At 50.9% G+C, this 24368-nt stretch carries 17 protein-coding genes; 11 read left to right on the top strand and 6 right to left on the bottom strand.

Annotation, left to right across the window (positions count from 1 at the left end):
* Window positions 1-693: 693 nt before the first annotated feature.
* Window positions 694-1302, bottom strand: coding sequence for a HEPN domain-containing protein (locus tag ABJM03_RS08435; protein WP_348416965.1), 609 nt, complete (start codon window positions 1300-1302; stop codon window positions 694-696).
* Entirely contained in the window at window positions 1280-2368 is a 1089-nt protein-coding gene (locus ABJM03_RS08440; protein WP_348416966.1) for an AAA family ATPase, read from the bottom strand. Before ABJM03_RS08440 ends, ABJM03_RS08435 begins: the two co-directional genes overlap by 23 nt.
* Before the next feature lie 726 nt (window positions 2369-3094).
* On the opposite strand from ABJM03_RS08440, the gene ABJM03_RS08445 reads away from it, so the two are divergent.
* The 6 genes from ABJM03_RS08445 to ABJM03_RS08470 all read left to right on the top strand — a co-directional run bounded on the left by ABJM03_RS08445 (window position 3095) and on the right by ABJM03_RS08470 (window position 7973).
* On the top strand, window positions 3095-3430 hold the full coding sequence (locus ABJM03_RS08445; RefSeq protein ID WP_348416967.1) for a hypothetical protein: 336 nt from the start codon (window positions 3095-3097) through the stop codon (window positions 3428-3430).
* Complete coding sequence (locus ABJM03_RS08450) at window positions 3417-4427, top strand: site-specific integrase (protein ID WP_348416968.1); 1011 nt, start codon at window positions 3417-3419, stop codon at window positions 4425-4427. The genes ABJM03_RS08445 and ABJM03_RS08450 overlap by 14 nt, the downstream gene beginning before the upstream one ends.
* 344 nt (window positions 4428-4771) lie before the next feature.
* Window positions 4772-5635 (top strand): hypothetical protein, encoded by an 864-nt coding sequence (locus tag ABJM03_RS08455; RefSeq protein ID WP_348416969.1) that lies wholly within the window; start codon window positions 4772-4774, stop codon window positions 5633-5635.
* Window positions 5636-5870: 235 nt separating this feature from the next.
* Complete coding sequence (locus ABJM03_RS08460) at window positions 5871-6173, top strand: helix-turn-helix transcriptional regulator (RefSeq protein ID WP_348336971.1); 303 nt, start codon at window positions 5871-5873, stop codon at window positions 6171-6173.
* Window positions 6166-7386, top strand: a complete 1221-nt coding sequence (locus ABJM03_RS08465) for a type II toxin-antitoxin system HipA family toxin (RefSeq protein WP_348416970.1) — start codon at window positions 6166-6168, stop codon at window positions 7384-7386. The genes ABJM03_RS08460 and ABJM03_RS08465 overlap by 8 nt, the downstream gene beginning before the upstream one ends.
* A gap of 389 nt (window positions 7387-7775) precedes the next feature.
* Window positions 7776-7973 (top strand): hypothetical protein, encoded by a 198-nt coding sequence (locus tag ABJM03_RS08470; protein WP_348336969.1) that lies wholly within the window; start codon window positions 7776-7778, stop codon window positions 7971-7973.
* A 334-nt stretch (window positions 7974-8307) separates the two neighbouring features.
* On the opposite strand, the gene ABJM03_RS08475 is transcribed toward ABJM03_RS08470, so the two are convergent.
* The 4 genes from ABJM03_RS08475 to ABJM03_RS08490 form a co-directional block, all read right to left on the bottom strand.
* Complete coding sequence (locus ABJM03_RS08475) at window positions 8308-10629, bottom strand: DUF262 domain-containing HNH endonuclease family protein (protein WP_348416971.1); 2322 nt, start codon at window positions 10627-10629, stop codon at window positions 8308-8310.
* A 111-nt stretch (window positions 10630-10740) separates the two neighbouring features.
* Window positions 10741-12108, bottom strand: a complete 1368-nt coding sequence (locus tag ABJM03_RS08480; RefSeq protein WP_348336967.1) for an exonuclease domain-containing protein — start codon at window positions 12106-12108, stop codon at window positions 10741-10743.
* Window positions 12109-12185: 77 nt separating this feature from the next.
* The gene (locus ABJM03_RS08485) at window positions 12186-14213 is read right to left on the bottom strand and encodes a DNA phosphorothioation-associated putative methyltransferase (RefSeq protein ID WP_348416972.1); all 2028 of its coding nucleotides are present in this window, start codon (window positions 14211-14213) and stop codon (window positions 12186-12188) included.
* 71 nt (window positions 14214-14284) lie between these two features.
* A complete protein-coding gene (locus tag ABJM03_RS08490; RefSeq protein WP_348336965.1) occupies window positions 14285-15427 on the bottom strand; it encodes a cysteine desulfurase family protein in 1143 nt (380 codons plus the stop codon).
* A gap of 126 nt (window positions 15428-15553) precedes the next feature.
* Between ABJM03_RS08490 and ABJM03_RS08495 the strand changes: the two genes are divergently transcribed.
* The 5 genes from ABJM03_RS08495 (at window position 15554) to ABJM03_RS08515 (ending at window position 24368) form a co-directional block, all read left to right on the top strand.
* The gene (locus ABJM03_RS08495) at window positions 15554-16495 is read left to right on the top strand and encodes a DUF4007 family protein (protein WP_348336964.1); all 942 of its coding nucleotides are present in this window, start codon (window positions 15554-15556) and stop codon (window positions 16493-16495) included.
* On the top strand, window positions 16485-19835 hold the full coding sequence (locus ABJM03_RS08500; RefSeq protein ID WP_348336963.1) for a hypothetical protein: 3351 nt from the start codon (window positions 16485-16487) through the stop codon (window positions 19833-19835). The genes ABJM03_RS08495 and ABJM03_RS08500 overlap by 11 nt, the downstream gene beginning before the upstream one ends.
* Complete coding sequence (locus tag ABJM03_RS08505) at window positions 19828-20667, top strand: phosphoadenosine phosphosulfate reductase family protein (protein ID WP_348336962.1); 840 nt, start codon at window positions 19828-19830, stop codon at window positions 20665-20667. Before ABJM03_RS08500 ends, ABJM03_RS08505 begins: the two co-directional genes overlap by 8 nt.
* A 267-nt stretch (window positions 20668-20934) precedes the next feature.
* Complete coding sequence (locus ABJM03_RS08510; protein WP_348336961.1) at window positions 20935-22596, top strand: DEAD/DEAH box helicase; 1662 nt, start codon at window positions 20935-20937, stop codon at window positions 22594-22596.
* Window positions 22596-24368: an ATP-binding protein gene (locus tag ABJM03_RS08515; RefSeq protein ID WP_348416973.1), complete on the top strand. Its 1773-nt coding sequence runs from the start codon at window positions 22596-22598 to the stop codon at window positions 24366-24368. Before ABJM03_RS08510 ends, ABJM03_RS08515 begins: the two co-directional genes overlap by 1 nt.

Consider the following 24368-nt stretch of genomic DNA (forward strand, 5'->3'; position numbering starts at 1 on the left):
AACCGCCCGCATTCCGCACTTGGCGGCAAACCACCCGCTGTGATCTATTGGCAGCGAATGGCAGAACCCAAACCCGATCAGCAGGTGCAAAGAGTAGCTTAATCTACGCCAGATACTGTCCAACAATTAGGGAGTAGCTCATTGAGCCTGAAGGCGTGAGGAAAAAACACTGGAAAGCAGCCGCCAAGCAGCGGGGCCACATGGCAGTTTTTAATAAGTAAAGATTGGGTCGCGGAGGCCGTTAACGCTCTTTGATCGCTGCGCATGTCTAGCAACGCAAAATAGCTTGGAGAAAAATTGCCACTGAATGACTGTATAATATACGATCCTAGTATAGTCTGAAGTTGGGCTATTTAGGTATGTATTTGTAAGCTGGGTCAGCACTCTTGGTCACATCAGGCTTTAACAAAGCTGAGGTTTGGCCATCGGACGGACCTTCTAGAGCGGAGGCTATCCGTTTTAGTGCGGCTACTACCGCCAAGATAGACCAAACTATGAATACTAAGGGTGCCAAATAAATGCTCAGTAAGATCAGCGCTGTAGTTTCATTTAACATAGGTAGTTCCAGTGAAAGTATATGTAAGGCGAGGTCGCCAAAACACGCTTTCGGCTTTGGGTTCAAGGTCTAACTTAGGGCCCACAGCCGTCGTTCGTGCAAATTGCGTCTAACGGCAGCTCCCATCGCCGAAGCGGCTATAAGCTGGAAACCAAATCATCAATGGTATTCACCAGTTCTTTTACAAATTCTGAAGCCGCCACAGCATCCTCCAATTTGCAATCCCTTAGCTTGTTCGAAGACATGTCATAATCTGCATTGTGAGCAATGGCATTTCTTCTGAAACAGATGCTGTTGAGCTTACCCTTAGCGGGTTTGAGCTGCATACCCATTCCTTCAGAAATTCGTTTCCATTTATGCTGCTCATCCCAAATGTAAGCCAAGCCACTCGCAACACCGTCCGCACTCTGAAAGGTCTGGAATTTCACTGAATTTGTAATGAGCTTTCGGAAAATCATTGTTGCTTCAATTGGATTTGATAATTGAAATTCCAACACCTTTTCCAAAGGAACACCTTCAGCTTGGAGTTTTTTGGGCAGAGATCCCTTATTCGAATAAATTTCGGTAGCTTTTTCAACTACTAGCTCTGAAATGTAATTGTCTAACGCAGATATAGCCGCAACCCATACAAATCGGAGGCCGAAATCTGCAGCGTAACCCTTGGTGACAAGAAAGTTATAAATTTTCGCGGCATCATCGCACTGACTAATATGAGACGAAAAGTTATTTTTTGCGGCACTTGGCATCTAACAAAACCTCAATTTTTGACGCAATAACGTCGTAGATTTCATCAAATGTTGTGATGTTCTTTAGTGGATTATTTGCTACAACACCCTGCACGCCATCATCTTTTAAGTTCTGCTCTGTGAGCTTGAAAATGGGCACACCAGCGACATTCGCAGTGTGAATAAGTCCTTGAAAATCGGGAATTCGGGCTAAAGCAAAAGCCCCAGTATTGTCCTCTGTTAGGGTGCCTTTGCCGAGTTCAAATGCTTTATCATAGCATTTCCGTTTTACGACCATACCTGCACTTTTAAGCGCTGGAAACAGAGCGCTATCAACCTGCTCATCGATTTGTCGCATACGACGATCAAATTTTGCGGCGGCTTTACTGGCGTGTTTATTGTACCTAGAATGAAGGGCACCAAGGAAGACAGGCGTAGTATCACGCAAAGGATAGTCAGCATCTTTGAACTTATCAAAGTTAGCGTTCTTCCACTCATTCCACCTGACCAGATGAGCGCCAAGCGTTCCAATTGCCATAAGAGAAAATGGATCAGGGTTTGTAGGTACGACAAATGCATCGCAAGCCATGAAAAAGTTTTGATTGATCGCCCCCAAACCTGGGTTTAGGTCGATTAGTGTATAATCGATCTCGTGGTGATCTTCGATTGCAGCAATTAGAGCCTGCAGCGCCCCAGGGAGATTCTTCAATACAGAAAGAGAGCCGCCCGTTTCCTGCGCTAAGCTCAATTGCCCTTCATACGTTGCAAGATCGGCATGACCTGGAAGGATAAACATGGTGTCATTGTTTATTGCATTCGGACAATCGAATGCTGCAATAGTTGCGGGTTTCCCTTCAAAAACCGGTGACACGGCATCTTTGATGTTTTTTGTTTTTGTCTCGTCGTTTTCATAGTAATCATCGAAGCGATCAAAGCCGAGTGCGAGCGCTGTTAAATTTACCTGTGAGTCGCCATCAACCAATAATACGCGACTGCCCTTTTCTGTCAGTTTCCACCCAATATTATATGTGGAAACGGTTTTTCCGGTTCCGCCTTTGTGGTTGAACACCGCAATTCTCTTTGACATATTTTCTCCATTTCGAGGTGGTTTTAGTCAACGCTACCCTCCAAATGGCTGATTGAAAAGATCATCCTCAATGGCAACGTCGTTTGGCCAAATCCCTTGATGGCTGAGCAATCTTTAATGCTACATTTCCAAGAGCTCTAAGCCAGTTATACAAAGTACACTAACTGCCAAAGCTGTCCTTGATGCATACTGCGGCAAACGTCCGGTTCCCGCCCAGTGTTGCTCTTAATTTCATGCCGGCTCCATGCGGTCTCTCTTTGCTTATGACATACACCTCCGCGGATTCGGCCGTAGGCGAGCAGAGAGGCGTTTAGATTTGCTTGGATGAGGCTGTTGGGTGTTCTGCCCTAGCGAGCGCTCATTGCCTGCTCTGGCGGGGGAATTTATGCGTTCATCATCCACAACGGCAAGCTGCTAACCGAATTGTTTAAACGCTGCCACAACATGAGCCTATCGCCCTCGGAGACGTAAGTATCGGAGGGGGCGATGGGCGGGGCTTACAACCACACTCCTTGGTAGTGGTTGCATTTAGTGACAGCTTTTTTCGCAAAGATTTACCAATGATACCTGCGATGGGTCAGTCGTGCGGATACAGGTGTCACAAATGATAAGTTCAGGATTTTGACTGGCTCGAATCTAAGATGGGCCCAATTTTTGGGTCAATAGAAAATGTGCCTAAAGCGAAGTTTTTCTTCATTCGTTTCAAATGCCCTACACTGGTGCTTAATGCACTTAGTGACAGTCGCGGCATTATTTAAGCTAAATCGACTTCCAGATTCTTGCTGTGCTGATGTCGCCCGACTAGATTCTTCAACAGAACTGTTTGCATGGGCGCTAGTCCATTCGTCCATCTGGACGCGCGAACTCAAAGGCACTGTTGGTGAAGATATGGCGGCTCAAAGCATAGAACAAAAAGCACTCGGATTGCTCAACGCATTCGAGAGCGCTGGAAAGTCGGTCAGCCGCGTAACGGTAGACGGTCGAAAAATTGAGATCGTGTTGGATCAGAGATTAATCGAAGATGAGTATGATGGGATAGATATGCGCCATGGCAAAACGTGAACTTCCAAAATATATATATCAGCAGAGAAATGGCTTGTATTTTCAAAGGCGGGGGTGGCCGTCCCAAAAGATTTTGCATGAATTTGGCTCGCCAGAATTCTGGAAAGAATATGCTGATATACTAGGTGGAAAAGCTCCACCTAAACGGATTTCTACTCGTAATTTCTCTTCCCTCATTGCCGATTATCGCAAATCTCCAAGGTATACGCGGCTTAAGCCGCGCACGGCGTTGGATTACGATAAGTTTCTAGACTTTTTCCAGTCCATCATGGGGGATGCCAGCCCAAGCAATATGAAACGTAAGGACGTCATTCGTCTACGTGATGCGAACGCGGAAAAGGCGTATTTCGCCAATTATTCCCTTCGTGTTCTGCGGGTGCTTATGGAGCACTGCGTTGATCTGGGGTGGCGAGAGGAAAACCCCGCTAGGGGTGTATCAGAGTTGAAGACCGAAAAGATCGCACGCGAGCCTTGGCCGCAAGAGCTTCTAGACGTATATCGCAGCACTTGCCCGCTTGGAACAAGAGAACGGCTTGTGATGGAGTTGTGCGTCTGCACGGGGCAGAGAATTGGCGACGTGCTTGAAATGCGCTGGTCTGACATTCAGGACGGGGCATTTGTCATAAGGCAAAACAAAACGAGCAAAGAGCTGTGGGTACCGATCTTGCCCGAGCTTCAATTGGCTCTTAACGCGGCAAGCCGCCATTCTGTGTTTATCCTCACAAATGAGAAGGGAACAAACCGCTGGTCCTATCGCGGGGCGTCTCAGTCCGTGCGGAACGTGCGCGAGCAAGTTGGGGCGTTAGACTATGATATTCATAGTTGGCGATACAACGCCGCTTGCGAGCTTCTTGAGGCGGGGTGCGATGATGATCTAATCGCTGCCGTTACTGGGCAAAGCCCCGCGATGGTTCTGCATTATACCAAGAAAGTTCGGCAGAAGCTGAGGGCCATTGAGGCACAGCAAAAAAGAACAGAACAAAAACGGAATGCTTAGACAATTGCTTAGAGTTTTCTGCACTGATTAGTGTGAAATTCTCTAAGTGCTTGATTTTATTGGAGGCGAGTACCGGAATCGAACCGGTGTACACGGATTTGCAATCCGGGAAATTTCGTTGATTTCAAAGGGAAAAATTGTAAACGAACTTGTTTCGTTCAGGGTCACTTTTCAATAGGTTACGAGGCCCAAGTAAACGGTTTTTCACAGGCTCTTGCTCTGACGAAAAGGCAAAGAAAAACCGCTGAGGGGGCGGCCACCCACCTCAACGGCATAGAAGAATACTTCCGTCCCAATACCTACGGCATTTCCGGTCTGACCTCAACCCAATTGGCGGTGAGATCATGAGCTGGCGCATCGCAAACGAATGCGCCGAGCGCCGCTTTGGCAGCGCCGCGCGCAAGCAGATCATCATGTTCTTGGCCGACAAGGCGAGCGATGATGGCTCGGGCATCTGGTGCTCCAAGGGGACGATCCAGCGCCACACAGAGCTCAGCGAGAGCACGGTCAAGCGCACCATCATCGATTTCCTGCGCGAAGGCATTTTGATCGAGACAGGGCGGCGGCAATGCAAGAACGGCTATACGGTCATTTACCGCATCGTTCTGGAGCGCGTGGCCGCGCTCGAACCCACGGCTGAGCCCGACATCGACACGGGGGTCACTGTGAACCCCGTCCAGCCTGAACCCGGTACGGGGTCCACGGTGAACGGGGTACGGGGTTCACGGTGGACCCCAAACCATCCTAAAACCATCCATAAACCACCTACGCGCAAGCGCGAGGCGGCGGAGGAGGTTGAAGATCTTGAAGTTGAGAAGATCTTGGCGGCCTATCCCGAAGACAGGATCCGAGACCGGCGAACCAGTCTGCGCCTGATCGCAGCGACGGTGAAGGCCGGGGTAGAGCCCGATGACCTGCTGCTGGCTGTCAAAGCCTATGCCAAGGAAAGCGAAGGCTACACGCGCAGCAAGGTCTGTTTCTCGGACAACTGGTTCAAGATGCGCCGGTGGGAGAAGGGACTGGCCCAGGTGCAGGCGGACCGCGAGAAGGCGCGAGAGGCCGAAGAGAAAGGCCGTGCGAGCCTCGCCGAGTGGATCCACGAGCGCCATCCCCTGTGCCGCCACATCACGAACCGGCAGATCGAGGACTTGATCGCATCAAAGATGGTGACGCCTGAGCAGGTGCGCGCTGCAGGGCTGCAGGCATGACTTTCGAAGGAAGGCCACGCAATCGTTTCGTTCGAGCAGGCGAGTTGTATGAGTGTGGTGAGGTGACCGGGTTGTGTTTCGTAATGGTAACCTTAATACACTCAATGTTTCCCTGAGATAACATAAGGTGTGACTAGAGTGGCAGCGTTGGGTTATGTAGCTAAGCGGTGAGAATTGACATTAATGTCCTCTCAGTGTAACATATATGATCTTAGTGTCGGTTTGAGGTATCATTATGGCTGTTCCGATCAAAATGCCCAGAGCTGCACGTAAAGAGCTCGTGACACTTGGGGATAACATTCGCGTTGCACGACTGCGTCGCAAATTGACCGCCGAAATTATTGCGCAGCGCGCTGGCACAACGCGGCAGACCATCGCCAAGATCGAAAGCGGGAACCCTGCAGTCAAGATCGGAACTTACGTGGCCGTACTGCAGGCGCTTGGCCTTCTGAAAGGCTGGGGGGATATCGACGATCCGGTTGGTGAGCAGATGGCCCTGGATGACCTCCCGCAGCGTGCGAGACTGAAAAATGGTTGAGGTCTGGATTGACTGGAAGGGGCTGAAACGTGTCGGCACGCTTCACCGCGCAGCTGGGCGCGGCCGAGAGCGGGTATCCTTTACCTATCATGACGATTGGCTTGCCGACGAAATTGCCTTTGGTCTTTCGCCAGACATGCCCCTAGTCAAAGGACAATTCGTGCCTGAGGCTGGGCAGGACATGCTTGCACCGCTAGGGGATTCTGCACCTGATACCTGGGGTAGAACGGTGATGCGGCGCTATGAGGGGCGCATTGCAGAGGCCGGAAGGCGACGTCCGAGAACGCTGCAAGAAACCGACTACCTGCTTGGCGTTAACGACGAGACCCGTTTGGGTGCGCTGCGTTTCAAGGTTGATGGCGAGTTTCAAGCGCGCGATGGCATCGGCGTGCCTGCGCTCGTGAGCCTCGGGGATTTGCTTCATGCCTCGCAACGCGTCCTGCGCGGGGAAGAGAACGCTGAGGATCTTCAAATGTTGTTTGCCCCGGGCAGTTCCCTAGGGGGTGCGCGGCCGAAGGCCAGTATCCTCGACCAACACGGCCGCCTGTCTGTCGCCAAGTTCCCGAAAGAGACCGACACCTATTGCGTGGAACGCTGGGAAGCCATCGCACTGGAGCTGGCAAGGCGCGCTGGAATTACGGTTTCTGATCACACGCTTGAGATGGCTGGCGACAAGCCTGTTTTCTTGTCCCATCGATTTGACCGAAACGAGGACGGCAGGATCCCGTTCATCTCAGCCATGGCGATGCTGGGCGGCAAAGATGGCGAAAGCTACAGCTATTTGGACCTGGCCGACGTTATCACCTCAGAAAGCGTCACGCCTGATCAAGACCGCGAGGAGCTCTACCGGCGGGTGGCCTTCTCCATTCTCGTGACGAACCTCGATGACCACATGCGCAATCACGGATTTCTGCGTGGGCGTGGCGGATGGCACCTCTCACCGGCCTACGACATCAATCCCGTGCCGAACCAACCACGCGTGCTCAAGAGCTACGTTGACGACGACAATCCGGATGCCAGTATCGCCCTGCACCGCGCGCAACATGAATCCTATCTTCTCGAACGCGGCGAGGCAGATCGTATCATTGCAGAGGTGGCTGAGGCGGCTATGGCTTGGCGTGACGTTGGTCGGGCTTTGGGGGCTCCGGAGAGGGAGATCAGAGAGATGGCGACAGCCTTCGAGCACGAGGAAGCGGATGGGGCGCGAGCGTGAACCGGGGTAGCTGTCGCCTCGCGTTGATTGAGCTCGAGGACAAAGCAACACATCAGTGTGAAATTTACGCTGAAGCGCAAATCTCGAAAAATTACGCTGCAGCGTAAGATGTCGAGAATAATGGCCGCTGCGGTCTTTGAAGTTCCTGCGCCCTTATGGAGCAGGTTGACGAGACCAGTTAAATTCTGAGTGCCAAATCAGTTCCTCAACTCCGTGTTTCCAATTGCTGAACATAAGCGAGCCGCCGTGTCCGACGCGGGGCAAGCCCCGCTTCAACAAGAAAATTCCCCTGCGCCAGCGCATTCCTCGCGAGGCAAGTTTCTCGCTGACAGCCTCTTGGTGCCAGCTTTGGTCATGTTCATCGAAACACTCAAAGTGAGGATCAAAAAATGGCTACTCAAACTCTGAAACTGAACGTCAAATCCGGCGAAAAAGACGGCAAGAACTTCTGGGACCGCTGCGGCGTCCTCTTCGTCAACACTGACGACAGCGGCAACATCACGTCGATCAACGTCAAACACAGCATGTTTCCCGAAGTCGAAATGGTCGCCTTCCCACGCCGCGATGAAGATCCGGTCACCGAGTGACCTCAGCGCCAGGGCGGGTTTCCCGCTCTGGCTTTCTCCAAGGCAGAGAAGCTTAGTTGGAAATTAATTTTCCATTTAAATTACAAGTAAATGTCGATTAAAGCTAAGGTGGCAGAGTGTGAAAAATTCTACATCAATTCGGGCGTGCGTTGAGATCTAGATTTATTAGTTAAGCTTTGGCTCAATGGCAAAAAGCGCTACACCGTTCTTGTGATTGAGGCCAATTCACTACGGTGCCTTTGGTGAGCCAAGACCCACACCAGAGATCAGGGGCGGTAGAGATGGCGCACCGTGGCCGTCGATGCAAACTCTTGTGCCAACTTCTGATCGAAGACTATCTGTTGAGCCAAGGCCAGACATGATCCCAACATAGTTCGGCAATATTCTTGCCGCGTGCCGAGACAACCTCCGAATTCCAAAATTCGACTTCGCGCAGCGGATCAAGAAGGGAAAGCCGGGTGCCTGCTTGTAGGAGTTTGGTCGTGTTCTGCGAGAAGCTAATCCCTGCCGCCTTTGCCTCTTCAATACGCCTATCCTGATCGGCCGCCGATGTTTCAGTCAGCGCAAGATAGAACTTCTTCTTCTTCTCCCAGCTGTCGCTACCGATAGCGGAGTTCTCTTTGGCCGGCAGTAGCACGAGGTTGCCGAGAGTGTGTCTTAGAATGCTATCTTTATAGAGCCCAGTATCCCACCCATGTTTCGGGACTGTTTCAGGTGCGATGTGCTCGACGGTGGCGTAGTGCTTGCCACGCCAGGTTGCATAGTTGCGGAAGTTGTTGGTATGGACGCTCGCCTTTACGCCGTCCGTATTCCAGATACCCGGTGTGGTCTCCGACGGCATGGCCTGATGCGCTGCCGTCAGAATCATGAACCTGACAAGTTCCCGAGATTGTTCATAAAGCGGGTTTGCCGCTGCCATCCCTACCCAGCTCTCCTTCGTGAGCGTTTTCAGCTTGTGCGTCAGAAGCGCCTTGAAGGCCTCTTTGAGCTTGTCCGGCGAAAGAAGTTCGTTCGTATGGTCGACGCCCGCACAGAGGCCAAATTTACGGCTTGATCCGCGGCCGACACTGGGGGCCATTATTGCCCTGAAATCACTATCGATCCCTGCCGTGCCGCCGGTCGCCGCGCGCCGCAGAACAAGGAATGCGGCTACAGCCTTGAGTACCTCAAGAAAGCGATCTTCGCCCTTATGTTTCAGATCATCCGTCCAGTACCGCGAGAGTATGGGAAGCGCGAGGCTGGTCTTCATATCGGCAATGAATGACGAAAGGAGCTGCACCTCGTCGACGTTCTCGTTCTTGTGAAACCTGCCGAGTTCCTCGACACCGTCGCGCTCCCAGTAGTAGCGTCGGAACTGCGTGGCGTCCGCAAGCGCCTGCACAAATTGGCGAGCGGAGTTTGCACCGTTTTTTGCAGCATTGTCGTAACTCTGACGCAAAAAGTTACGCTGTGCTGCCAGGTCCTTGGAGAGCTTTTTGCCTTCGAGATAAAGGGCGAAGGTGACGATCAGGTCCTTCGTCTCGGCTTGTTTCTTTGCCGTATCCGAAAACCGTTGATCCAGATTGTGATCGATCGTGGCAAAGGCACTTTCCGAAGGTGTCCCGGCATAGCCATGCTGCTTCTTTTCATAATTTATGACACGGGGCTTCAGAGTCTCGAGTGCCGTGAGAGGCTCGCCGGTCGTGTTGAGCGCGTCAAAAATATCAAAGGCCGCTGATTCGTCGTGCGTTGTTACGCGTGTAAGCACGACGCAATTACAAAAGTAGGATGCGAACAGGAGCGTCCGCATCAGGCAATGAAGTTCTTCATGCTTGATGATCGTATCGAGCGCCCGGTTTCGGTCGCTGTCATTCTTTATGAAGTCAAAAAATCTATCGAATAGAGTACGGCACTGCGCCCGCTGAATCCATGATATGTCGAACTGCTCACATTCGGTATCCTCGTACCAATCCGCATCGTTTAGATTGCCAATAAGGAGGCGGATGAGCTGGTAGTTGCCTGCAAGTTTCTCGGCATCGGTACCGCTTCCGAGCGACGGAGGAACATATTCAGTTTTTTCACTGTCAACATATTCGGCAAATCCGTCAAGAAACCGTGCTATGGCGGACTTATAATCCGACGTGGGCTTGCTTCGTCCGCGTGAATCCTCATGCCGGACTATTCGCGGAAACGGGAAGGTGTTCTTCGGCGAAATACGCTGCGATCCGACAGCACACTCATAGAGTGCATATAGACGTTCGCTCACTTCCTCTTCGAGCCATTTCTTTAGAGTTGCGTCAACGGAGGATGGAAAGTCTGTCAGTTCAAGTTGGCGGCGCAATGCTTCGCTGAGAGCGCAGGCAAATAATGACAAGGTCGTCAAGCGCTGCTGCCCGTCTACGACGGCAAAGGAAAGGCCGCCAAAATCTTCTTCCTTGTTTTCCTCCTTGACGAGGATCAGCGTGCCAAGAAACGTAAAGGCGTTGGCATCGCCGCTTTCCGACGTGCGGGCAAAGCCATTAAGCGCATCGTAGTAGAGTCTTACGATGTTGGCTTCGGCCCAATCATACTGACGCTGATACTCTGGGATCGCAAAACCGACACGCCCTTCCTCAAGCATTGCCATCTCAAGAGGGCTGGTTGCTAGTGCTTCAAACAGGTCTTTCGCTTTTTTCATGCTAACTTCGCAAATTCTTTTGGTTTTAATATCATGTGTTCGAGATCATAGGCCCGCAGTATTTGAGCAGCCGTGTCGTAGAGATGACACGCCGTGGCCGCCGGCGCAAACTCATACGTCTATTCTTGAAACTCTTGCGCGATAGAAGTCTTGAAGCGCACAAATCCGATCTCGGTCGAGCACCTCATCACTGACAATCTCTTGGAGCTGTTCTTGTACCGTTGCCTTGGTCGTCCATGGCGTGGAGGGCTCGTTGGTTAACCAGCGGTCTCGGATCGCAGCGTTTGCTGCTGATCGGTAGTTCATGGGTGCAAACTCTGGGGCGTGGGAGAAGATAAGCCGCATGCCCAGTTGCTTGAGCCGGATGTCGTGCAGTTGAGTGACAATTCGAGCGCGGTCATGCCAGTCGGCTGCGGTGAATTCTTCAAGGACCTGTTTGTCACCGGCGCTGTAGAATCCGTCATAGATCAACTGCTCGACGTGTTGAGCTGGCTCTTTGTCCGCATAGCGATCGGCCAATGCCTGCCCCACTCGTTTATGAAATTCAGGGTGCGCAGAAACTAGCTGAGCGAGCGAACTATGCGCAGCGCTTGGGTTGGCTACCGGAAAAACATTTGGGACTTTGTTTATCGCAATCGTCCGTATCAGCTTGGGTGATGCAGCAACCGCTTTAGCAAGATCGCAATCGTTGGCATCGATGATAGACGCATCGCAGAGGTCCAAATCGAGAAATCCTACTGCGTTACGGTGCTGCGGGTTTGTGCCTGCGTAAACACCGAAATAGGATCGCGGTGGTGCCGCACCAAATCGTTCGATCAGGCACACGGGACGCCCGCTTTGCAGCAACCGATAAACGTGGTGTTTGTCGCGGTTCAACAAGCATTGATCCCAAACGGCAGGGGCACGCTTGCGAATGAGTGACGCGACATGGATCGTTGCCTCTACGTCGCCGAGGGCATCGTGGGCGTCATGATTGGCAAAGCCGTTTGCCGGAGCGAGACGATCCAATTTGAAACTTTCGCGTCCAAGATCATCTATTGGCCATTCGAGGGCGTCTGGCTGGCGATTCCGGACTGCGTAGACCACCTTCATGAGATCTAGGCGGTCATTGTTGTCAAACTGGGTTTGATACAAGTTGGGATGAAGATTTTGATAGAATGACTGCCTGAGGAACTCTTCGTCAAAGTCAAGTGTGTTGTATCCGGCCCATGTCGCTGGAGCCCAGCGTTTGATTAGATCACTTATCTGGTGTGAAAACTCAAACCAGGATGGCAGGCTAGGGTCCATCAGCTGATCTGGTGAGATCCCCGTAACAGCGAGCGCCCATGGTGCTGGAAGTATGTGAGGCGCGAGCTTGCAGCGAATATCTACGCGCTCAACTTGGTTGAAGTCGTCATCCGTCAGGATCGCCGCAAACTGTAAGGGCTGGTCGAAAGCGGGTGATGTCCCCGTGGTTTCAAGGTCGTAAAATGCAAACATAAGTGACTACTACCTGCCTTATACCGCCAAAGTCCAATTCCTACCGGCCTTAGCGACGAAGCCTAAGGATGCTTAATCTAGCTGGGAATTCTCACGCCAGCCTTGAGGAGGGTCTGAGCAAACTCCCGAAAACTTGGTCCCTCATTGCTGAAATTGAGAGTATTCAAGTCTAAGACTTCCTGATCAAATGCTTTCTGCGCCGCTTGCCGAGGATCAGTTTCTTTCATGTAGCGGGATTTTAGATACAGAAGTCGGACGTCATTGTCTGCAGAATGGTCGATGATGGAAACGTCGAAGGTGTCGAACTCGACTTTCACTCGGGTCATCAAACGGGGCAAGAAGGACGTCTCAAATTCGGCATAGGTCAGCGCAGTCAGCTTTCGGCTGGTAATGTGAATTCTCAGCAGAGTTGTTTCGGACAGATCACCCGCTAGCCTTTCAGCGAGAGCTACGAACCCTCGAAGCCTGACGGGCAGTTCTTGGAGCCTATCAGTGGGAGATTGAAATCTGTCCTGTTCTAAATGACCTATTCCAGCAGCGGCTGCTGTTTCAGCATCTTCTAGGAGAAGGTCCTGGTTGCCGATCGAATAGAGGAGCGCTTGTCCAGATTCCTGCGCTCTTTTGTGGCTGCCAAAGAAAGCGCGAATATCGCGCCTTAGTTCAGGAGGAAATGAGCCATACGATTTTCTTTGAGAGAATGCATGCATTGCGAAGTGAAGGCTTAGATCTTCAGTTCTTGTGGCGACGATTCCTTCAAGTTCCTCGTGACCTATTTCTGCAATTGCCTGACTTGCCGCATACTGAAGGCCTTGCTTTGATCGCGAAAGCTTTGTCACAAGGCTTTTGGGGAGTTCTGAGATGTCGGGCTGACGGCCAAAGGCCCTGATCTCAACAGCAAGGTCTCGGATGGTTGTTTTGTTGAGCTTGTCGTTAGGGTTTTTTGGGGTGCCTTTTCTCGATGCACTTGGTTTTGGAACGGAGCGATACTCACGGCCTTTGAAGCCTATTTGACGCCTTAGTAGGTATCTTTGCTCTTCCAGCTCGTCCCGAAAGACCAAAAATATACCTTGGCCTACGGCCAAGGGTTCGACATTCAAAATGCTTACGATGAAGTCTTTGAGTTCTGCTTGGGTATAGTACTTTTGGAACGTCTGTCGGGACGTCAAGTATCCGTCGCGGTAGGGCCGCACGCCACTCAGGTCAGCCTTGCCGTACAACATGACGGATACGGCCAAGCAGAGCTCCGTTAGGCTGAAGGCGCGCCTAAGTGCCTCTGCCCGCTCTTCAGGATCTTCGATTACGTTGAGGACAAATCCAAGATTGGTGATTTGGCTCTTTTTTAGAGTACTGGGATTTGGTCGATAGTGGGGATCCCAACCTTCGACGGTATAGCCATCAGACAGTAGGGCTCCGATGTCATCACCTTGACCGCATCCATAGTCCAAAACGGTTCTATCGCGACGGATCAGACCACTTGTAAACAGCAGGTACATTGGCGCTGAGAGCGCAGCTCGCGTGATCGCCGTTTTGTGGCGCTCAACAGTGTTTTTCTCTGGGCCATTCCTGTCTTCGGCTGATTTCTTGGCGGACTCTTCTGAGATCAAATCGCTCTGCACGATGCGTGGACCTTCGACGGTCAATCCGGCTTCAGCCAATGTCTTCATCCAAATCCGCCGCGTTCCCTTGTTTGCCATGTTCTTAAAGAGCCCCTTGCTCTCTAAGAACTGCGTCAGCTTTGCAAAGTCATCTCTTAGCGGATGATCCGGGGCTAGCAGTAGCTCCTTTCTGTGGAGAATGGGTGGGTTTGCGTCAGAATATTTTCTCAGTTTTGCGCCTTCTTCCGAGAGGTTGACGAGTAGGCTTGCCCGCAGCTCTGGAAAAGCCACGGCGCTGAAGTCTTGATAGTCCAAAAACGAGAAGGTCTGGTCGTTTTGCCCCGAGATCTTCAACACTGACCATTGGAAATCTTCCGGAACATTTTGCAGTGCAAGGCTCAGCTTATCCTTTGCGCTCGACTGAAGGTGATCGACCGCGCTACGGTGCACGTAGATTGCCTGGCCTACCTTTTTTCCAACCGCATTTTTTTGAGATTTATTGTTTTGCAAGTTTCACCCCTCGGGTTGGATCTTTCTAAAGGCTCTTTTGAAACATCCTACCTGACCGAAGGGCGATCGATCTAGAGTACTGCTATAATGGCCTCTGCGGCTTCTAGAACTTCATCCGATGTATTGGTGTGCCCAAAACTAAAGCGTATGGAGGCTTGCGCTTCATCCGATGTGAGCCCAATTGCACGGAGGACGTAGCTTGGTTCCGACATTCCCGATGAGCAGGCCGAACCTGTAGAAGCTGACACGATGGGTTGTAGTCGTTGGAGCATTTCTCCCGCATCGCGTCCTTCGAACCTTAGATTCACATTGCCAGGATGACGGGAGCAAAGTTTATCTCCATTCAATCCAATATGGTCGCGGTTCGATTGCAGTTTGTCTACGAAGAGATCTCGCAGACCTGCGACCCGCGCTCTCAAAGCAGATCCGGCTTCAGAGAAATGGAACTCCGCCGCTGAGCCAAGACCAACACACAAAGGAAGGGGCAGTGTGCCGGACCGAAGCCCACCCTCTTGCCCACCTCCGTGAAACAGAGGTTCAATCCGGTCCTTCAGCTCTCGGCTCACATAGAGCGCCCCAACACCCATTGGCCCACCAAATTTATGCCCCGACAGACTAACCACGTCAGCCATATCTGCATATTCTTGGAGGTTTACTGCGCTTGGTGCCTGCGCGAAGTCGGAGTGGAGGATTGCTCCCATATCACGGCAAAGTGCTGATATTGAAGCAAGATCTTGGATGGTCCCGATTTCATTGTTGACCAATGCCACGCTTACCAAAAGAACATTCTCGCTTAGCATGTCTCTCAGTTTGTCGAGGTCGATGTGGCCTTTCCCGTTGACCGGAATCTCTCGAACCGCACATCCTTTTGTCTGAGCTACATAGGCGGCACTTTCCAAAACGCACTTATGCTCTGTCGCTGAAACAAGGATTGTCGTGCGCTGACTTTGCCGTTGCTCCGGAGTGCTCAGACCCTTGATGGCAAGATTGTTCGCCTCTGTAGCGCCGGATGTAAAAATGATCTCATCCGGATCGACTCCAAGGAGGTTGGCCACTTTGGTCCTCGAAGTCTCGGTAGCCTTATTCGCGGACCACCCTATGGAATGTTCGGAGGAGTGCGGGTTGCCATGGAATTCAGTCCAAAACGGCTGCATTGCGGCCCGAACTGTTGGCAGCATCGGAGTGCTTGCTTGATGATCAAGGTATATGGTCAAATGGTTTTCCTGCCAAATCGAAGGTTATCTGTAGACCAACCTTGATCCTGGGGTCAAGCACCAGGTCGTCGTTGACCATCCCCTCGGAAGATCGCTATAACAACCACTAAGCGGGGTAGCAGATTTATGAAAAAGCAAACAACATTTACACAGAATTACAAGCCGCAGTTCTCCGGCCACGAGACCTTTCCGTTGCGCTACGGATGGTTGGAAAAGGCATTCGAAGCTGTTGATTCTAGTGGCCTGAATAACAACAAGATTTTTTCAGAGGGCGAGGCGATTGCGCATTTTGGCGTGGGCAAGAACATGGTGGCGGCAATTCGATTTTGGGCACAGGTCGCAGGTATTCTCACAGCGGATGGGAAGGACGTAAGAACGACCGAATTTGGTCAGCAGTTACTTGGCCCCAATGGGCGCGATCCATACCTTGAAAGCGCTTCGTCTCTTTGGAAAATTCACTGGGATATTGCCTCCAATCCTAAGCATACAGCCACCTATTGGTTGTTCAATGTTTTCAATGAACCCAACTTTGACCGCGATACTGTTCTACGAAGGCTGATGGAATTTATTGGTCAGCGTGGTTGGAAATTGCCATCAGAGAAGACGTTATCAAACGATGTAAGCGTCTTATTGGCTAACTACGTGCCTAGCGTCCCGAAGCGAGGCCCTAGCGAAGAGGCGTTCAATTCGCCGCTGACCGAGCTGGGATTAATACGGCGACGCTCAAATGGAAAATTCAGTATGAACTTAGGGCAAAAGCCAGGCCTGTCTAACGGCGTGTTCCTCTATGCGGTGTGCGATTTTTGGGAGCGAACGTCTTCTGCAAACACACTTGGGGTCCAATCAATGCTACTAGAGCCCGGGTCTCCCGGAAGGGTTTTCGTGCTTGAAGAGTGGGAGTTGATTGATCGGTTGGCGGATGTCGCTGACGTGACCGACGGATTGATTTCCTGGTCTGAGACAGCCGGATTGAAGCAGCTACTTAGGCATGGGGAATTTCCCCCAGATTTTGCAGAAAACCTGTGGTCCTCCGACATTTCCGCCTTGAGGGGGTCATATGCCGCTTAACGAAATTGTCTCGGTGAATGGACGCTTCCTGCGATCTGTTCGAATTGATCAAGATGACCGCAATGAAGCCCTCGAGGGTTTTGTCTTTTCATCATCAGTACGGGAAATCCTTAAAAACTTTTCACATCAGCACTTTGAGGGCGGGCAAGGTGCCTTCACTTGGACTGGTCCGTATGGAAGCGGGAAGTCGAGCCTCGCACTCGCTCTATCCGCTTTGTTGAGTGGTAGTAAGCAAGAACGCGCGACGGCTGCGAGCAAGACTGACCCGGAGTTTGCAAAGGAACTATGGAAGTTACTCCCTCCGAAGAGAGATGGCTGGAAATGTGTGTCGGTCGTTGGGCGCAGCAAGGAACCCTTCCAGTTGATCGGTGATGGTATCAAGGATGCAGGACTTGCGGCTCGCCAAAGGAAGTTTGATACGCCAGAAAAAGTCATTGAATACTTGCAGTATTTGGCGGCTGACGACCGCGAACATTCTGGAGGTTTAGTTCTCTTTTTGGATGAAATGGGGAAGCTACTTGAGCACGCGGCATCCTCAACAGGAGATGCATATTTCTTCCAACTGCTTGGTGAAGCGGCGTCGAGGAGCGGTGGCCGCCTTATCGTTGTGGGTATCCTTCATCAATCCTTCCAAGAATATGCGAGCCGCTTGGCACGCGACATCAAAGATGAGTGGGGAAAGATCCAGGGTCGCTTCATCGACATTCCCGTCAATGTATCTGGCGATGAGCAGATTGAATTGGTGAGCAAGGCGATTATCGCTTCAGAGCAGCCGGATAGCGCTAGACGGAACGCAGAGGCAGCCACGGAGCTACTTGCCGATGTTCGACGTGGCGCGTCCGTAGTTTCGAAAGAGTTGCTTACTAGAGCTTGGCCACTCAACCCGCTTGTAACATTGGTGCTAGGGCCTGCATCGCGTCGGAGCTATGGGCAAAACCAGCGTAGCATCTTCAGTTTCCTGGGCTCTTCCGAGCTGTTCGGCTTTCAGGACTACCTTGAGAAGGCGAGCAAAGAAGATCCGAAGGGCTACGGATTGGCTGATTTTTGGGATTATCTAGATTTCAATCTGCAAGCTGCAATCGCCGTGTCTTTGGACAGCCATCACTTTGCAAATGCAAGGGATGCAATTGCGCGGTGGGAAGCGAAAGATGGCGGTGAGATCGGTGTGCAGCTGCTAAAGTCGCTAGCCATTTTGGAACTGACACAAAAGCAGACCGGAGTAGGTGCGACGCTGGGCGCACTTAGCCTGGCAATAAATCAAACAAGTGCTGCGGTAGAGGGGCTCTTGTCAGAACTTGAGGCGGCGTCGATTGTTGTTTTTCGAAAGTTCAGGGGCACTTACTCTCTCTTTGACGGGAGCGACTTTGACATTGAAGTGGCGTTGGATGAGGCATTGAGAGAAAGATTAGACTTCGATCTCAGCTCAATCTCAAACGCTTTATCTTCACCCAATATCGTCGCGAAGCGGCACTACCGTGAAACTGGTGCTCTGCGCTGGTGCGAACTCAAGGTACTGCTCGAAAGCCAAGTCGAGAACTATGTTACTAGCTTTACACCTACAAATGGATGCTTTGGCGCATTCATCATTTCACTGGACGATGCGACGCCAAGCATTGTTGAGGATTTTGGTGAGTATGGGGGGGGGGCTGACTTTGCGGTTGTGAGGTCTAAAAAATCGAAGAACCTTGTGGCGCTCGCACGAGAGCACTCCGCTTTGAAGGATATCTTGGCATCGAACCCCGAGATTCATCGAGACAAAATCGCGCGCAGAGAGCTTACCGATCGTATCGAGGCGATTGGGGGTAGGATTGAGCATGAAGTCTGGCAATTGATCGCAAGCGCAGAATGGGAAACTGGAATTGACGATCTCCCGATTTCCGCGCGCCGGAACCTCACAGTTTTGGCCTCAGAAATGGCAAACCGTCGGTTTTCGCAGTCGCCCAAACTAAACAACGAACTGCTGAACCGAACCAAGCCCTCGGCATCGGCCAATTCAGCGCTCAAGCTGTTACTGCATGCTGCCGTCCTTAAAGAAGGTATTCCGGGGCTTGGGTTTAAGAAGTTCCCAGCGGAAAAAGCTCTGTTCGTATCGCTCGTTGAGGCCAACGAGCTATACGTGCAGCAGGGCGACAGTTGGCAGTTTGTGCCGCCCTCAGGAGAGGACCCCGCAAATCTGTTGCCCATTTGGAAAGCAACGAAAGACTTCTTGAAGAAGCGGGGTAACCGCAACGTACAACTTACCGATGTTTATGACCTATGGCGGGCACCTCCCTTTGGGTTGAAGGACGGTTTGATGCCATTCCTTGCTGTTCTGTTCATGCTAGCTGAGCGCCGGAACCTGTCACACTATCGGGAAGGTATTTTCTTATCGACTATTTCGGATGTCGACGTGGACTATGTTCTGAGAGCGCCGCAAATGGTCCAGTTGCGCTGGATCGAAATGAACCGAACGACCAAGAGGCTGCTTACTGAGCTGGCAAACGCGGTCGGTGAAGTTGTGGACAAACCAATCTCAACTCTAAGTCCGCTAGAAGTTGGACGCGCGCTCATCGCAGCTTACGAAACTTCAGCACCTTGGGTTCAACGAACCGCACGCCTTCCTGAGCACGCAAAAAAAGTCAGAGCGCTCTTCAAGCGTTCCAATGACCCACAAAAGTTCGCATTTGATGACATTCCTGGGCTCTACGGACAGGACATCGACATTCTCACAGATCAAGGAATCTCTGAGATCGCTCAAAACATCAAAGAAGGGCTCATCGAAATCCGCGCAGCTTACCCGGCGATGCTCACAAGAATGCGCGAACACATTCTGAACGAGTTACAAGTTCACGGGCGCACTGAGAAAGCGTACCGAGAACTGAATGAGCGCGCGAAGAATATCCGAGATGTTGCAGGTGACTTGCGGCTTCGATCTTTCATCACCCAGCTCACAAGCTTCGGAGATGACCTGCAGTCGATGGAGGCACTCGCGGGGTTGGGCATCAATAAGCCACCCAAAGCTTGGATTGATAGCGACATAGACCGGGCAATTGTTCAACTCACATTGCTTGCGCAGCAGTTCAACCAACACGAGTCAGTCGCGCGAGTGGCGGGGCGGAAGGACAAGCGCTCCGCTATGGCGTTGATTGTCAGCGTTGATGATCGGCCCACGCCTGTGATGGAGGAATTCGATGTTTTGGATTCCGACGATGAGGAAGTGAATAACCTCAGTAGAAAGATTGAAGAGGTATTGCAGCAGGCTGCGGAAGGCACCGGTAGAAACGTGATCCTGGCTGCGTTGGCAAGAGTTGGTGCTGCGAGGATCAAACAATCAGGCGCAAGAGAGGAAGTAGATGGCTGACAAGGTAAAACATGTTCTAGGTTTGTCTGGGGGCAAAGATAGTTCTGCTCTCGCGATCTACATGAGCCAGGCTCACCCCGAACTCGATATTGAGTATTTCTTCACTGACACGGGCGAAGAGCTGGATGAGGTTTATGAGTACCTAGCGATGCTCGAGGGGTTCCTCGGAAAGAAGATCCGGTACTTGGATCCAGGGCGAGATTTTAAGTTCTACCTAGCCCAGTATAATCAATTCCTCCCGTCTGCTCAGACGCGTTGGTGTACGAAAGACCTAAAGATCAAGCCCTTTGAGAAGTGGGTGAAATCTGAATTCACCGAGCAGGGATATACAGTCTATAGTTATGTGGCGATCCGGGCTGACGAAGATTTTCGTCAAGGTTTGAACTCGAAAAATGGAAATTTGATTACCAAGCTGCCTTTCAAAGATGATGGGATCGACAAGGCCGGCGTTTTCGAAATTCTTGAGAACTCGGGTCTTGGCCTTCCATCATACTACGATTGGCGTTCCAGGAGTGGCTGCACGTTTTGTTTCTTTCAGCAAAAGATTGAGTGGGTTGGCCTAAAGGAGCGTCACCCTGAAGCCTTCGAGAGGGCTAAGCAAATGGAAAAAACCTCTCTTGACCACGGGTCGCCGTTTTCATGGAGTGAAGGGGAGACTCTGCTTGAATTGGAAAAGCCTGAACGCATCGCTCAAATCCGCGCGGATCATGAAAAGCGTGTCGAAAGAGCCAAGGCGAAGAGGAAGGTTGATCCTCTACGGCCGGAACAAGGCGCAGTTGATCTAGATGAGATTTATGGCCAGCAAAAGGTGTGTTTGGCCTGCCATAAATGATCTGATGTAGGGATCCTTTTTAGATGCAGCGTTGAAGGTCTTTGGAAGCGGGCTCACGGATACCCACCGTCAGATTGTTTCGTATGAATCCAAAATTGGGTTTTGTTTCCTCAACAGATCACCGAGCTAGCGTTTAGGGGCCGTCGATGAAAAAGCATTTCCCTTCAGGGGCTTTACCAAGCAGCGGAATCTGTCAAAGTATGCCGAAAGCGTACACCCTTGGGGCGAGCTGCTGGCGAATAGAAAATCGAGAGAGTGGAAAACAAGATGAGTTCGAACGCCGTAGTTGACGCCCTCGCAAGCATAGGTATTGCACGACTGGCGGCTTTTTGGGGTGAGAACCGGTTAGAAGGGCTTTCAGAGCTTGGGGTTAGTACTCGACCTCGCGCGGTAGCTGAAGCCATGCTGTCTGAGAGTGGGCTGGCTATCTTTAAGAAGCGAGACCTCAGAAACGCTGTACTAGAAGTGTTTTCGCCACAAGTTATCCGAGACAAACTCGGCTCAGGGCCAGATGGTTGCCCTTTAACTATTCCCCCGAATTTCACTTGGGGAAGAAATGAGGCAACGGCCAGTTTTCTAAAGCTGATGGAACTAAACATCGACGAAGCTTTCCCAAACGATTTGTTGTCTGGCCCAGAGCCACATTTGCAAACGGACATTGAAAAACCGCTCTTTGATTATCAAAACAGCATAAGGAAACAGCTTGTTAGTTTCTCCTTCTTGGAGGCTGGTGCCCACAGAGATGCTGAAAACAGCAGAATCGTTGCGCACATGCCGACAGGCTCGGGAAAAACAAGAACAGCTATGGAATTTATTTCAGATTTCCTTCGGTTTAGCTGTTCACGCGAAAATCCCGTTGTTGTTTGGCTTGCGCATAGCGAAGAGCTCTGCGATCAGGCTGTTCAAACGTTCCTTAGCATTTGGACAAAACTAGGAACTGAGAATGCAAATGTTTACTCAATGTGGGGGGGCAGGAAGCCAGATCACATCGACCTGAGCAAGCCCTGTTTCATAGTTACGAGCTTTCAGAGTTGCTACTCTAGCATTCACTCAAACAAAAACGCTGATTTTGATCGATTTGCAGAAATTAGGCGCGAATGTAGTCTGCTGATTGTCGATGAGGCGCACATGTCGATGGCGCCAACTTACAAGAAAGCAATAGAGTTTCTCTGTAACTCGAGCACTACTTTGATCGGCTTGACGGCTACGCCTGGTAGGCATCACGTTGGGGGTGATGTGGCTCAAACCAAGGCTCTATCGGATTTTTATGGCAATAGAAAACTCACGATCGACCAGCGATTGACCAGCGAGAGAAACTCAATTGAGTATCTTCAGGATCGTGGGATTTTGTCTTCTGTTGAACGAATGCGTCTCAATACCAGCGCTACTGTTAATCTTGACGCCGAGGCAGTCAGGCTAATTTCCGATCTTTTAGACATCTCACCCAAAGTGCTGGCGGAGTTAGGCAACAATGCCCAAAGGACTCTGGAAGTAGTCGCTGCGGTCGAAAAGCTTGCGCTTGTTGATAAGAAACAGACCATCGTCTTTTGCCCATCGAAGCAGAATGCATCTGATATGGCATTGGTCTTAAGGGAAAGAGGGTGCGCGGCAAGAGCAGTAACCGGCGAAACGCCTCCGAGCGATCGGCGCGAGGCAATTGAAGATTTCAAGAACGGAAGTGTCAGGGTTCTCACAAATTTTGGTGTTTTGACAACGGGATTTGACGCGCCAAAGACAGAGGCCGTTGTGATTGCGCGTCCCACAACGTCGGTTGTGCTTTATTCACAAATGGTAGGACGGGGCCTTAGAGGCAGTTCAGTTGGTGGGACGCCTAGCTGCACAGTTGTGGATGTGGTTGATAATATTGTGAATTTACCTAACGTGCCGCAGGCTTTTACGTATTTTGACGAACATTTTGGGAAAACATGATGAGTAAAAAAGACGAACAAGTGCAAATCGTTGACGCGTATTTGGCACTCAATGCGTTGCGGCAAGTTGGATATCGTAACACGGCAACAGCAGTTGCTGAGCTTGTAGATAACTCGATAGAGGCCGAGGCTAAGAAAATTACCGTGATAACGCTGTCTGACAGGGAACCTGTCGCGAAGCGCACCGTCTACCGCGTTCAAAAAATAGCGGTCCTGGATGATGGTAAGGGGATGTCGCCGGACGATTTGGGGCGTTGCTTATCACTTGGCTGGGGTACGAGACTTGATACCCGAGAAGGACTAGGCCGTTTTGGCTTTGGCCTCAAAGGCTCGTCTCTGTCGCAGGCCGAGCTAGTCGAAGTGTACTCTTGGCAAAAAGATGGTGAAATTTTTAAAACTTACCTTGATCTCCCAGAGATTAAGGAAGGCGGACAGCAATATCTCAAGAGCGTTGAAAAGGCGGAGCTTCCAAAGGAAGTAGTTGAAGCTGCAGGCGGAAAGATTGCAAGTAGTGGCACGCTGGTTGTTTGGTCTAAGCTAGATGGGGTGGACTTCAAACGCCCAGCAACGCTTTTTTCTAGAATGCAAGAAGAGCTCTGCCGCATTTATCGACACTTTCTTGATGACAACGATGACTATGGCAAAAGACGTGACGTCAAATTGGTCGATTTCAATCTAGGCAAGGCGGCGGTTGAGACGACCCATGAATTGAAGCCCAATGATCCTTTGTACCTTTTGGAGCCGTCGATTTGTCCAGACAGCGATGGAAAGGCAACCAATGTAGCGTTTGAAAAACCATATAAGATACCTGTCGAGTACGATACGGGGAAGAGCTCCAATATTGAAATTCGTTTGAGCATCGCCAAACCAGCAACTCAGGAAATGGGAGGAAACTCAAACCTCGGCAAACACTACGGACGGAATGCCGGAATATCGTTTGTTCGTGCCGGCCGCGAGATCGATTTTGGCAGCTTTGGTCACATTGCGCCATCTGAACCTAGGCATAGATGGTGGGGCATTGAGGTCCGCTTTGACCCGGTCTTGGATGAGTTGTTTGGCGTAACAAACAACAAGCAGCAAATTCGAGGCTTCAAGAAACTAGACCCGAAACACGACGAAGAGCAGATGGCGGAGTTAGAGGAAGCTGCGGCAGATCCTGAGAATTCTGGTCACTACAAATCTTCATTGTACCTTGAGCTGAATAAGAACCTTACGCTTAAGATAAAGGCGATGATGGATCTGATAAAAACGCGTAGAGAGGGCAGCTCTAGCGAACCTTCCAATTCTAAACCCGATCCAGTTTCCGAGAAGGTAAACAAGGATGTTGCAGAGGATCATACCGCAACTTCTTCAGACAAGGAGGCGGAAAAGAAATCGGAACAAGAAAAGCTCGCTGAGCGTACAAAGTATGTTTTGGATGTTCGGCCAGAGCTTTCAAAAGAGGACGCTGAGGCTTTTGCCAAGGCAACAGTTAACTACAAGGTGGATCTGAACAAGGGAAGCTGGCCTGGTACTATGTTCCTAGATCTACAATTCATAGCAAATGCGGCGGTTGGAGTGATCAATACACGTTCGCCGTATTACGAGAAATTGTGGCAGCATGTCGAAGACTCTGGCGATGACAGAGCTTTGAGTGCTCTTGAAGTTTACACGATGGCATATGTGCGTACTGAAGATGAGTTCAGGAAAACCCTAGACGGAGATACTTTTGAGAAGTTCCGTGACCGGTGGGGTTACTGGGTGTCAAAACTCTTAGAGAATATTGACGAGTAG

It is taken from the genome of Sulfitobacter sp., assembly GCF_039977885.1.
Classification (GTDB): Bacteria; Pseudomonadota; Alphaproteobacteria; order Rhodobacterales; family Rhodobacteraceae; genus Sulfitobacter.